Below are 12,670 nucleotides of genomic sequence, written 5' to 3'. Positions count from 1 at the left end.
CCGCTCCGCCGGTTTCCGTCTGCCGTCAATTTTGCCATATTCGCCCCTACTCTGCCCGAGGGGATTCGTCGCAAGATCAAATGGTAGGGCGCTATGAACACAAATCCGGCCGATAACGGGGAATTCGGGCAACGGGCAGCAACGCCCGGCCCGATCGTGCCGAAGACGGCCAGCGAGGCGTTGCGGCCCGAGGCCGGCACGCCGCCGCCGAAGCGCTCGCGTGCCTCGCGCAGCCAGTTCGTCGTGTTCATGAACTTCGTCATCTCTTCGGTGATGCTGATGGTTCTGGCGGCAGGCGTTGCGCTGTATTTCGGCAAGCAGGAGTTCAACGAGCCCGGCCCGTCGGCCAATGGCGACACTTTCCTGGTCAAGCCGAATAGCGGCGTCCAGGAGATCGCCGACCAGCTTGAGCGGCGAGGGCTGATCAGCGACGCTCGCATTTTCCGGCTTGGCGTGCGCGCCTTCGGCAATGATTCCGCCCTGAAGGCCGGCGAATACGAGATCAAGCCGCAGGCCTCGATGCACGATATCATGGAACTGCTGAAGAGCGGCAAGTCGGTGATGTATTCGCTGACTATCCCCGAGGGGCTGACGGTCGAGCAGGCGCTGCAACGGATCGCCGAGCAGGACGCGCTGACCGGCGATATGCCGTCGACCACTCCACCTGAGGGCAGCCTGGCCACCGACACGCTGCGCTTCACCCGCGGCGCAACACGCCAGCAGATGGTCGACAAGCTTCTGGCCGACCAGAAGAAGCTGGTCGACGAAGTCTGGCAGCGCCGAGCGCCGGATCTGCCGATCGCCAACGTTGAGGATTTTGTCACCCTGGCCTCGATCGTCGAGAAGGAGACCGGCAAGGGCGATGAACGCTCGCGGGTAGCCGCCGTCTTCCTCAACCGGCTGGCCAAAGGTATGCGGCTGCAGTCGGACCCGACCATCATCTACGGCCTGTTCGGCGGCAAGGGCAAACCCATCGACCGCCCGATTTATCAGTCGGACATCCAGAAGCCGACGCCCTACAACACCTATCTGATCAACGGCTTGCCGCCGACGCCGATCGCCAATCCCGGCCGTGCGGCTCTGGAGGCAGTCGCCAATCCGTCGAAGACCAGCGATCTTTACTTCGTTGCCGACGGCAGCGGCGGCCACGTCTTTGCCGCGACGCTCGATGAGCATAACGAGAATGTCGCTCGCTACCGGGCACTGCTGAAAAAGCAGGCGCAGGACGCCGCCAAGGCCGGGGCAACCAATACCGGAGCCGACACGCCGGCGGGAGCCATCGTTGACGATGCGGGCGCCACCGCCGCCCAGTAGGGCCGGACGCCATCAGGTTGGCCCTGTGCATGTCCGGGTGGATGTGCAAGGGCTGCTATGGCATTGAAATTCAGATGATCCTGTCCGGAGAAATCGTTCCGGCTTGAGGGACATTCGGCAAGGGGACGCACGGCAACATGAACTTGCAGAGCATGACCGGTTTTGCGCGCAGTGTCGCCGAACACGACGGCACTTCGATTGCCTGGGAAGCCAAGTCCGTCAACGGCAAGAGCGTCGAGGTCAGGCTGCGGCTGCCGCAAGGTTTCGACCGGCTGGAGCCGGCCGCCCGGCAGACGGTGCAAAAGCGTTTTGCGCGCGGCAATTTCCAGATGACGCTGACCATTGGCCGCGCCGCCGGCGCTCAAGCGCAACCCGTGGTCAACGAGGCTTTCCTGAAGGATCTGGCGGGCTTGGCCAAGCGACTGCAGGAGCAGTTCGGAGTAGCCCCTGCGGCGGCCGACGGGCTGCTTGCGCTGCGCGGCGTCCTCGACATTCCCGAAACCATCGAAACCGAAGAGGCGCGCAGTGCGCTCGATACCGCAATACTGTCGGCGCTGGAAGCAGCACTGAACGGGCTGCAGCAGGCGCGCCAGGGCGAAGGTGCCGCCCTTCGTTCCCTGCTGTCCGGCCATATCGATGCCATCGAGGCGCTGACGCTGCGGGCCGAGGCCGATCCATCACGCGAGCCGGCCACGATCCGCGAAAGGCTCGCCGAGCAGATCCGCCTGTTGATGGACGCGTCCGCCAACCTGGACGCCAGCCGGCTGCATATGGAAGCTGCGTTCCTGGCCACCAAGGCCGACATACGCGAGGAGATCGACCGGCTGAAGACGCACGTGGCGTCGGGCCGGGCGCTGCTCGACGGCGGTGGCGCCATCGGCCGCAAGCTCGATTTCTTGGCACAGGAATTCAACCGCGAATCGAATACGCTGTGTTCCAAGTCGAATGCCGCCGCGGTCACCGCCATCGGGCTGGAGCTGAAGGCGGTCGTCGACCAGTTTCGCGAACAGGTCCAGAATCTGGAATGATCCCGATGCCAAGCCACATGACTGCCAAGCCCCATGACCGCTAGGGATGTGGGTTCCCGCATTCGGCGCCGCGGGCTGATGCTGGTCTTGTCGTCGCCGTCAGGCGCCGGCAAGTCGACGATTGCGCGCAATCTGCTGGAGAGCGATTCCAGCCTGGAATTGTCGGTCTCGGTCACCACGCGGCCACGCCGCGGGAGCGAGATCGAGGGCGTCCATTACCACTTCCGCACCATGCGCGAGTTCGAGCGGCTGCGCGATTCCGATGCGCTGCTCGAATGGGCGGAGGTGCACGGCAATTGCTACGCGACGCCGCGCGAGCCGGCTGAACAGGCGCTGGCCGAAGGCCGCGACATGCTGTTCGACATCGACTGGCAAGGCGCTCAGCAGCTCAAGGAGAAGATGCGCGCCGATATCGTCTCGATATTCATCCTGCCGCCATCGATGAAGGAATTGAAGGCGCGGCTGAAGCGTCGCGCCGAGGACCAGGAAGCGGTCATCGAGACGCGGCTCAAGAATGCCCGCAACGAGATCGAGCACTGGAAGGAATATGATTTCGTCATCGTCAACGACGATCTCGACCGCGCTTTCGCCGAGGTGCGCGGCATCGTCACGGCCGAACGGCTCAGACGCGATCGCCGGCCGGGCCTGTTCGATTTCGTCTCGGGGCTGCTCGATGAGAAGACGGATTGATCAAGGCGCTGTCCCCTCGACCAAGATCAAATTGCGGCTGAGCGCCGCATCGCGCAGTTCCAGTGCCGCGGCATATTCTGGGGAGCGGTACCAACGCCGCGCCGTCTCCATGTCGGGGAATTCCACGATGATCAGCGGCCGGGGAGACCAGTCGCCTTCCAACATTTCCACCTCGCCGCCGCGTACCAGATAGCGCCCGCCATGCTGGGCGATGGAGGCAGCCGCGCGGGCGCGATAGGCTTCGATAGCCTCTGCGTCACGGATCGTGACGTCGGAAATGACATAGGCGGCCACTGTTTGTCTCCGGGCAGGGTTTGTCCGGCAATCTATGCCATGAAAGCGGAAATTCCACGCGGACGCTTCCCGGCATCACACCGCGTTGGTCAGGCGAACGAATTCCTCGACGCTGAGCGTCTCCGCACGCCTGGTCGGATCGATGCCGGCGCGGGTGAGCAGCGCCTCGCCGCCGAGGCTTTTCACGCTCTGCCGCAGCATTTTCCGGCGCTGGCCGAACGCCGCTTCGGTGACACGGCTGAGCCGTTTCACCTCTGCCGGCAAGGGGCTGGCGCGTGGCACCAGATGCACCACCGAGGACGTCACCTTGGGTGGCGGCGTGAACGCCTGCGGCGGCACGTCGAAGGCAATCCTCGCCTCCGTCCGCCAGCCTGCCAGCACGCCGAGCCGGCCATAGGCCTCGCTGCCGGGGCAGGCTGCAATGCGTTCGGCGACCTCGCGCTGGAACATCAGTGTCATCGATGTGTAGAAAGGCGGCCACTCGGTGACGGTCAGCCAGCGGATCAGCAATTCGGTGCCGATATTGTAAGGCAGGTTGGCGACGATTTTCGCCGACCCGCCGCTTCCCGGCACTCCTTTGGCAAGCGCCGCAAAATCAGTTTTCAGCGCATCGCCGGCTACGATCTCGAGCCGACCCGGATAGTGGTTCGCGATCTCGGCCAAGGCCGCCAGGCAGCGCTCGTCGCGCTCGATCGCGACGACCCGCCGGGCGCCGTTGAGGAGCAGGGCCCGGGTCAGCCCGCCCGGGCCGGGACCGACCTCGATAACCGTAACGTCGCTCAGGTCGCCGGCGGTTCGCGCAATCTTGCTTGTCAGGTTAAGGTCGAGCAGAAAATTCTGGCCGAGCGCCTTTTTCGCCTGCAGCCCATGGCGCTCGATCACCTCGCGCAGTGGCGGCAGGCCGTCTATGCTCATCGGGCTGGGCTCATCGGGCTGGGCTCATCTGGTTAAGCCCATCGAATTGGGCTCATTGGGCTCAGTGGCCTACGGCCTTTTCCCGGTATCGGCAAGCAGGCGAGCGAGTTTCAGCGCCGCAATCAGGCTGTCGGCACGGGCGATGCCCTTGCCGGCGATGTCGAAGGCGGTGCCGTGGTCGGGCGAGGTGCGGACGAAGGGCAGGCCGAGCGTGACGTTGACCGCCTCGTCAAACGCCAGCGCCTTGGCCGGGATCAGCGCCTGGTCGTGATACATGCAGAGCGCCACGTCGTAGCCGGCGCGGGCGCGAGCATGAAACAGCGTGTCGGCCGGCAATGGCCCAAAGGCGTCAATCCCTTCCTGCCTCAGCCTGTCGATCGCCGGGCGCACGATGCGCTCGTCTTCGGTGCCCATCGCGCCGCCTTCGCCGGCATGGGGGTTGAGGCCGGCGATGGCGAGCCGCGGCTTGGCAATTCCGAAGCGGTTTGCAAGGTCGGCGGCGGTGATGCGGCCGGTGGCGATGATCAGGTCGGTCGTCAGCGCCTTCGGCACCTCGGCCAGTGCGATGTGGATGGTGACCGGCACGGTGCGCAGGTCCGGGCCGGCAAGCAGCATTACCGGTGTCACTTCGGTGCCGGTGTGAAGCGATGCCAGATGCGCCAGATATTCGGTGTGGCCGGGAAAGCGAAAGCCGGCATCGTAGAGCGGCTTCTTGGCAATGGGGCAGGTGACGACCGCGGCAGCGCGGCCAGCCAGGCAGTCGGCAACGGCGCGGTCGATCGCCTCGATGATGCCGGCGGCGTTGGCTGGATCCGGGCGGCCGGGACTGTCGACGAAACGGGCAGCAAGCGCCACCACCGGCAGCGCGCGCGAAAACACCCCCGGCGCTAGCGCCGGCGTCGTCTCGGCGATCGCGATATCGGTGCCGAGCCTGTGCGCCCGCCCGGCAATCAGTGCCGGATCGGCAAGGAGATAAAAAGACGGAACGCCAGCGCTATCGCGGGCCCGCCAAGCGGCGATGGCGATGTCCGGCCCCACGCCGGACGGATCGCCGACGCTCAACGCCAGCGGAAGCTCTGCGTCAGGCACGGCGATCGCGACTTCAGCGCTCGATGATGCGGGCTTTCTTCCGCAACTCCTCGACATATTTCTTCGAGAGTTCGTCGGCGTTCTTGTCGCTCGAACCTTCACTCTGGAACACCATCTGCGCGGCTTTGTCGTCTGACACTTCGCGCGACGAGCAGATGCCGATGAATTCGACACCGCGGTCGGTTTCGCGCGTCGTGGTGGCGCCGCCGACCTTTGTAGCCTTTATCTGCTCGGCCCAGTCCGCCGGCAATTGCGGCGCCAGCACCCGGCCGAGATCGCGAACGGTGACATCGATCAGGCCCTTGGCGAATTCGCGCGTGGTGTTGCAGCCGTTGAAGCGGGCGCGCATGGCGTCGGCTTCGCGTTTGCGCTTGGCCAGCGTCGCGCTTCGCTCGGCGGCCGGCACCACGAAGATGACCTGCTGCAACATGTACTCTGTGGCGCTCGGTTTGCTACCGCCTTTTTCGAGCATGCGCTTGACGAGGTCCTGCTCGCCCATTGCGCCGCCGCCGTCGCTAGAACGGTGACGCGCGGTCAGCGCCTGGTTCCAGGCCATCTGCGCCCGGATAAAGTCCTTGAAATGCTCCTTGGTGACGCCGGATTGCGCCATAGCGCCGTCAAGCTGCTTGAGCGGCATCTTGTTGCTGGTGGCGAAACGCTGATAAGCGGCATCGACCTGCGCGTCGCTGATGCGGATGCCGAGCCGCCGGGCTTCGGCCAGACGCAGCGTCTGGTCGATCATTTCCTGGCCGGCATCGCCCTTTCTGTGCTGCAGGCGCAGGAAAGCGGCCCGATGCTGGATGTCGCCGGTGGTGATCGGTATATTGTTGACGACGTATTTGATCTCGGTGGCGAAAACTGGCCGCGTCACTGCGGTGATCGAGAACGCCACCAGCAGGGCGAACCCTGCCGAAAAGAGGTATTTCCTCATCGAAAGCATCCCAATTCCATCCCGATTCGGCCCAACCTATCCCAGTTCAGGCCGCCGAAATTCGTGCCTGCTCTATGCGGCGAAACAATGTCGTCCGCCAGCCGCCCCGTTGCCGACCGCTGCCCGTTATTGAATGGTGTCGATGGAGCGTTGCGACGAGCCGAAATCGCCGAGCGTGCGGAACGACAGGTTGAAGCCGACGTTCTGCGATACTTCCTTGGTGTTCAGGTCACGTCTTTCCGAAAACGTCATCAAATAGGTAAAGCACGAATCACTATAGGCAAAGCCGACCCCGTCCTTGACCAGAACGCTCTGCTCCAGATCATACGTGCCGGTGCCAAAGACGCGCCAATTCTCGGCAAGATGTGTCGAGGCGCCGAGCGTAACTTCATGGCGATCGGTCGAGAACCCATAAAGCGGCTGCGCCTGGATGAAAGCGTATTTGGCGCTCAGCGATATCGGCAGGCCTGAAAAGGCGGCCTTTACCTCAGCGCGGCGGATCTCGAAGCTTTGCTCGTCGAAACGGCCACTGACCGAGCCGGAAAACCCGCTGGGACTGTTGAAGCCGACAAGGCCGACATAGTCGGAGGTTGCAGTTTCAAGACCTGAATAGGCGCCGACATTGACCAGGTCCGGCGTGCCGAACGAGTTCTGGCCGCCGAGCTGGTAGGATTGGCCGAACACCGCATTGGTGCCCCAGCCATTGTCGTATGCGCCGGAATAGCGCAGCCCGACATTGGCCCGTGTGCCGCCTTCCATGCGGTCATAGCCCGAGAATTTGTCGCGCTCGAACAGCGTCGTGGCGTCGAAGACGAAGCTCTGGGCGTCCTCGTTGGGAACCGCCAGCCCGCCGACATATTGCTCGTTCGGACGCATGAATACTTGCGCCATCGGTTCGAAGACATGGCTGGAACTGGTCATCGAAAACAGCACCGGCCAGCGCATCTCAAGGCCGGCGGTCGCCATGTAGCGGGCAAGCGATGAACGCATATCGTCCTCGACGCCGAGATTGGTCGCCATCTGGTTGATGGCGTCGAGCGAGGCCGAGGAGGCGTTGACGTAGCCGGCGTCGCCGCGCAGCGCCAGGAGCGGTGTCAGCAGCAGCCCGCCATCGGTGGTGAAGGTGCGCTTCCATTCGGCTTCCGCGGTAAGGCGGCCGGATTGACCGTCGATGCCGCGGAGGTTGTTGACAGACGAAGGGATGCCTGAGTTTGCAAGAGCCGTATCGAGCCTGTCGCGGTCAATGACCCGCGCGTTGACGTCGAACGACAGCTGCCCGCCGGCCACCGGCATGTCGGGGATATAGGCGTAGTCGAGCGAGGGCAGCACCCAGGGCTGCTTGGCGGCGCGTGCGGTCGGATCGCTGGCGAGCGTGTCTTCCTGAACGTCGAAGTGCATGGCGCGCACATCGAAATAATTGCGATCGTTGAGCCCGGTCAGGTACACCTCGGAGCGGTGCACGCTATCGTTGAAGCCATCGATGTCGTAGGTGCGCGCGAAATTCTTGTCGCTCTGCAGCAGGATGTCCCAGCCGAAGTCCCAGCGCGGGTTGATGGCGAACTGGCCCTGGGTGCCCATCATGCCGCGGAACCTGTTCGGGTCGCCTTCGGTACCCGAATTCACGTTGTGGCCATTGTCGTCGATGAAGGCGTCGGGATTCTCCTGCCGGATACCCGCAATCTTCAGGCTGTACTGACCGTTGTTGAAGCGCTGCCTCCACTCGGCCTCACCGAGGAAACCTTGCTTGGTATAGCCGCTGCCGGTGACAGTGAGATCGTAGGTAGGCGAGAGCGCGAAATAATAGGGGACTTTAACACCCACGCCGAGATCGCTCTTGTAGGCGACGCCGGGGATCAGGAAGCCGCTCTTGCGCTTGACCGTTGGGTCGGCGATCTCGAAAGCCGGCAGATAGGCCAGCGGAAAGCCGAAGAACTCGAAATTCGAGTTCTCGAAGCGAACCGTCTTCTTCTCGCCGTTCCAGATGATCTTCCTGGCCTTGATACGCCAGGTCGGCGCTTTGTCGGGCTTGTCCTCGCACGGCTCGCAGGCGGTGTAGACGCCATTGTGGAACGTCGTCAGCACGCCGCCCATGCGCTCCGCGCTTTCGGCGGCGAAATACGCCTTGTCTATGGTCTCGACACGCAACGCGTTGACGAAGCCGTCCGCGAAATCGTCGGTGATGTCAGCATGCTGCGAATAGATCTTGGTGCCGTCGCTATTGACGAGCTCGACATTGCCGCTGGCGACGAGGCGTTTGGTATTGCGGTTGTATTCGACCCGCTGGGCGACGAGACGGTTGCCGCCATAGTCGATCTGAACGCCGCCGACGGCCGTCACGGTCTGCTTATCGTTGTCGTAGACCAGCGTATCGGCTGCCAGCAGCATCTGCGTGCCGCTCGGAACCTTCGTTGCCAGGTCACTGACGTCCTGGGCAAAAGCCGGAGCAACCGGGGCGACGCTGGCAAGCAGGCATGCCAAGGCGCTCGCCGCAGAGAGGCGTGCCAAACCGGCGTGCCTATGGCTGCGCAAAACCGCCTCCCTCACTAGCCGTCTTCCTTGTATAGCAGGAATGTCACCCCGAAGAACATAGCCACGACAACCGGGACCCAAGCCGCTACGGCAGTGGGTACGAATCCCGCTACGCCGAATGCCTTGACCAGCACCGAAACGACATAAAGCAGAAAGCCGGCCGCGATGCCACCCAGAATCATCGTTGCCGACTGCCCCATCCTCGCAAATCGCATTGATACCGTTGCCGCAATCAGCGTCATCGCGACAAGCAGGAAAGGCAGCGCAATCAGGGAATTGAATTGCATGGCGAAGGCATTTGCCTTGAGGCCGAAGGAGCGGGCCACCTCGATCTTGCTGGGCAGATCGTAGAAGGGAATGGTCTCAGGGCGCGCCAACCGCTCTTGCACGAATTCCGGCTTGAGATTGGTCGGCAGCCGATCGCTGGGTAACGACTGGATGGTGCCGTCCCGGAACACCTTCACGTCCTGCAATTCCCAGTAGCCGTCCCGCAAAAAGGCGCGCGCCGCATCCTTGCGCTCGATAATGTCGCCTTGCGGGCTGAAGCTGAAGAAGACGGCGTCGGCCATCTCCAGGCCTTGGTTGAGAATGGCGCGCGCGCCGATGATGGTGTCGCCGGCGTTGGTTTTCTGCCTGATCCAGGGCGCGGCATCGGCCGAGACGCTGTTCGACTTGCCCGAACGGAGCTGGGTCTCGATCTCCTCGGACCAGGAATAGGCGTGCGCGGCTACCGGATTGATGACGCCGACCGACAAGGCTCCAAACAGCAGCGCCCCGATGCAGCATGGCAGCAGGAATTGCCATGCAGAGACGCCGGCGGAACGGGCGATGACCAATTCATATTTGCGGTTGAGCGACACCAACGTCGCCATCGCCGAGAACAGGCCGACGAACGGCACCGTCTGCAGCATGATCATCGGCATCCTGAGCCCCGAAATGGCGAACGCAGTTGCGTAGGTGAAGCCCGGCACGCCGGTCGTGCGGCCGGAAAGCTCGGTGAAATCGATCAGGAACACCAGCGCCAAGAGGCCGATGAAGAACCAGATGGTGATCGTCACATAGCGAAAGAAGAAGTACCGACCCAGAGTCCAGCCCATCAGCCGGCCCCCTGTCCGGATGCGCCACGCCTGGCAAAACGGAGCTTGATGGCGCTCCAGCCGTCACTGAAGCGGCCGGCAAGATTGGTTATCCAATCGGCCCAGGCAACCGGCAGTTCCATGGTCCGGTTGGAAACAATGAACCAGATGGCGATCGCCGATGCCACGATCGGGACGCCGTAGACCATATAGGCATATTGCGGCACCTTGTCGGCCTTGCCGGCGGCAAAGAACCCGAGCCAGCGCACGAACAGCGCAATCGCGATTGCCGTGATCAGCGGGTGCACACGCGCCTCGCGATGCGAGCGCGCATCTCCGGCGACCGCAAGCGCGATCAGCGCGAAGACGAGCGAATAGGACCACTCGGAAAAACGCTGGTTGAGCTCGGCCAGGTACCTGTTCGGCTTTTGCTGGTACAGCTTGTCGTTCGGACTGGGATTGAGCAGATACTGGGTCGTCCGGTCCTTCGGCAAAAGCAGGATGTCAGATGAGGCCGACATGAAAGCGGACAGGTCGAAGGCATAGGAGGTGAACCGGATCACCGAGAGGTCGCCGGTCATGGTTTTGCGATGGATGACGCCGTCATTCATCATCAGCACCTTCTCGTCGCCGCGTTCGATGATGCTACCGGTCTTGGCATAATAGACGAGATTGACGCCTTCTTCGCGCGAATCGGCGACGAAGATGCCGCCGAGGCGATTGTCGGGAAGCCGTTCGCCAACCTGCAGGAAGAGGCCGTCATCGATCTTGCGGAAGGTGCCTTCCTGGATGATCAACGACAACAGATCGGCACGCGACGACGCAATCAATTCGCGGTTCTTCTGGCGTGCGTAAGGGTCGACGCCATTGTCGACGGCGAACGAAAAAACGCTGGCTGCGAGCGCCAGAAGCATAATCGGCCTGACGATGGTCCAGCGTGAAGCGCCGGCGGCATTGATGACGGCCAGCTCCGAATCCGAATTCATTACACTGAGTATCTGAGCGACCGCGACCACCAGGGCGAACGGCACGACGATCGGAACAATCGTCGGGATGATCAGCGCTGCGACTTCGAAGAAGGTGAGGGCCGACTGACCGCTATCGGTGACGAGGTCGATGCGGGCGAGCACCTGAGTCGTCCATACGATCGCCAGCGTCCAGACGAGCGCCAGCGCGAATACCGCGAAAGCACGGCGCATGATGTAACGTTCAACGACCTTCATGAAGGCTTTTCTCGGCGATTTCGAACGGCATCATGCCTTGGAACAAGGTAGTCGTCCGGCGCCGGCTGCACAACTGGCTCAGTTTGGCGGTTCGATCTGGGTTCCGTCCCGTATCGCAAATTCCGCTGGGCCGGAGTGTCGGCGGCAATGGATAAGAAAGGGCGAACATTGTTGGTTAACAACAGGTTGCGGCGGGAAGCGGGGCCGTGCCGCGACGAATCGTAGATGGTTCGATATCGCATATGGGAGCGATTTCGGCCAAAGTCTTGTCAAATGCGGCAAAACGACCAAATGTCGCGCCGGTCGCGACCGCGGCGACGTGATAAGACGGGTCAGGATCTGTTGAGCCCCAGCATGGAAGCGGAAAAATTGCGCGGTCAAACCGGTCGGGAAGCGGTCTTTGACGGCGCAATCGTGGTCGGCGCCGGCGCGGCCGGCCTTGCCGCCGCCCACGCCTTGATGAAGGCCGGCGTACCGACGCTCGTCCTGGAAAAGGAGAGCCGGCTTGCCGAACCCTGGCATCGGCGGCACCAGCGGCTGCACCTCAATACACATCGCGATCTCTCGACGCTGCCCGGCGTCGGCTATCCCGCAGGCACCCCGGCTTTTCCGCATAAATCGGCCGTCATTCGCCATCTGAACGATTTCAGCCAGGCGCATGGTCTGCCAGTCGCATTCGGCGTTGCCGTTGAAGAGATCACGTTCGATGGCGATCACTGGACCGTGCGGACGAACGCCGGACGTCGTCTGGCGCGCCATGTCGTCGTCGCCACCGGGCGCGACCGGCAGCCGTTTATTCCCGCGTGGAAAGGCATGAACGATTTTGCCGGCCGAATTATCCATTCGGCCGATTTTGGCAAGGCGAAGGACTATGCCGGCAAAAAGGTGCTGGTGGTCGGTGCCGGCAATTCGGGGTTCGACGCACTCAATCATCTTGCGAATGCAGACGCCCAAAGCATCTGGCTGTCGGCCCGCAACGGCCCGTCGCTGCTGCCGAAACGCATCGGCAAGATCGCCGTCCACAGGCTTTCGCCTGTCATGGCGCGTTTGCCGATGCGGATTGCCGATGCGGTGATGGCGACAACCCAGCGCCTGGTTTTCGGCGACCTGACGAAATTTGGGCTTCCGCCGGCTCCCATAGGCGGTGCGAGCCGTCTGAGCGCCGACTACACCGCGATTGCAGCCGATGACGGCGCGGTTCGCGCCATCAAGGCAGGCACGATCGTGGTGGTGCCACCATTGCGGGAATTTACCCAAGACGGCATCATACTGAATGACGGCAGGTTGATCACGCCCGACATCGTCATTGCAGCGACCGGCTATCGCACCGGTCTGGAGCAGATGGTCGGCAAGCTCGGCGTTCTCGACGGCAAGGGCGTTCCGCTTTTCAACGGCGGCGATGCCGATCCGAAATTGCCCGGCCTGTGGTTTACCGGCATGCGGCCGAGCATTCGCGGTTGTTTCGCCAATGCCCGCATTCAGGCCAGGGCGCTAGCGGCGCGGATTGTCAAGCAGCGATGATGAGCAGGACTGTGCCGACTGTTCCGCCCGCAACAGACACGCCTGTTGAAACGTGCTCGA

11 protein-coding genes are annotated in these 12,670 nt (G+C 62.8%); 4 read left to right on the top strand and 7 right to left on the bottom strand.

What is annotated here, in order from left to right; translation table 11 throughout:
* The first annotated feature begins 93 nt into the window (after window positions 1-93).
* The 3 genes from mltG to gmk all read left to right on the top strand — a co-directional run bounded on the left by mltG (window position 94) and on the right by gmk (window position 3,032).
* Entirely contained in the window at window positions 94-1,314 is a 1,221-nt protein-coding gene (mltG, locus tag RQ479_RS10185; RefSeq protein ID WP_376704982.1) for an endolytic transglycosylase MltG, read from the top strand.
* Window positions 1,315-1,451: 137 nt separating this feature from the next.
* Entirely contained in the window at window positions 1,452-2,342 is an 891-nt protein-coding gene (locus RQ479_RS10180; RefSeq protein WP_376704981.1) for a YicC/YloC family endoribonuclease, read from the top strand.
* Between the two features lie 33 nt (window positions 2,343-2,375).
* Window positions 2,376-3,032, top strand: coding sequence for a guanylate kinase (gene gmk, locus RQ479_RS10175; RefSeq protein ID WP_023677701.1), 657 nt, complete (start codon window positions 2,376-2,378; stop codon window positions 3,030-3,032).
* Here gmk and RQ479_RS10170 read toward each other — a convergent pair whose 3' ends face one another.
* The 7 genes from RQ479_RS10170 to lptF form a co-directional block, all read right to left on the bottom strand.
* A complete protein-coding gene (locus RQ479_RS10170; protein WP_376704980.1) occupies window positions 3,033-3,326 on the bottom strand; it encodes a DUF1330 domain-containing protein in 294 nt (97 codons plus the stop codon). It lies immediately after the preceding gene.
* Between the two features lie 75 nt (window positions 3,327-3,401).
* A complete protein-coding gene (rsmA, locus tag RQ479_RS10165; protein ID WP_376704979.1) occupies window positions 3,402-4,241 on the bottom strand; it encodes a 16S rRNA (adenine(1518)-N(6)/adenine(1519)-N(6))-dimethyltransferase RsmA in 840 nt (279 codons plus the stop codon).
* 69 nt (window positions 4,242-4,310) lie between these two features.
* Window positions 4,311-5,330 (bottom strand): 4-hydroxythreonine-4-phosphate dehydrogenase PdxA, encoded by a 1,020-nt coding sequence (gene pdxA / locus RQ479_RS10160; RefSeq protein ID WP_376704978.1) that lies wholly within the window; start codon window positions 5,328-5,330, stop codon window positions 4,311-4,313.
* Window positions 5,331-5,343: 13 nt separating this feature from the next.
* Window positions 5,344-6,270 (bottom strand): peptidylprolyl isomerase, encoded by a 927-nt coding sequence (locus RQ479_RS10155; RefSeq protein WP_292664506.1) that lies wholly within the window; start codon window positions 6,268-6,270, stop codon window positions 5,344-5,346.
* A gap of 117 nt (window positions 6,271-6,387) precedes the next feature.
* Entirely contained in the window at window positions 6,388-8,805 is a 2,418-nt protein-coding gene (locus RQ479_RS10150) for an LPS-assembly protein LptD (RefSeq protein ID WP_376704977.1), read from the bottom strand.
* Window positions 8,805-9,890, bottom strand: a complete 1,086-nt coding sequence (gene lptG, locus RQ479_RS10145; protein ID WP_376705900.1) for an LPS export ABC transporter permease LptG — start codon at window positions 9,888-9,890, stop codon at window positions 8,805-8,807. Before lptG ends, RQ479_RS10150 begins: the two co-directional genes overlap by 1 nt.
* On the bottom strand, window positions 9,887-11,089 hold the full coding sequence (gene lptF / locus RQ479_RS10140) for an LPS export ABC transporter permease LptF (RefSeq protein WP_292664502.1): 1,203 nt from the start codon (window positions 11,087-11,089) through the stop codon (window positions 9,887-9,889). Before lptF ends, lptG begins: the two co-directional genes overlap by 4 nt.
* 354 nt (window positions 11,090-11,443) lie before the next feature.
* On the opposite strand from lptF, the gene RQ479_RS10135 reads away from it, so the two are divergent.
* Entirely contained in the window at window positions 11,444-12,610 is a 1,167-nt protein-coding gene (locus RQ479_RS10135; protein WP_376704976.1) for a flavin-containing monooxygenase, read from the top strand.
* The last annotated feature ends 60 nt before the right edge of the window (window positions 12,611-12,670 follow it).

Source organism: Mesorhizobium sp. ISC25 (assembly GCF_042295465.1).
GTDB lineage: Bacteria > Pseudomonadota > Alphaproteobacteria > Rhizobiales > Rhizobiaceae > Mesorhizobium.
The sequence above is the reverse complement of the archived record's forward strand: the minus strand, read 5'-3'. Positions and strand labels throughout refer to the sequence as shown.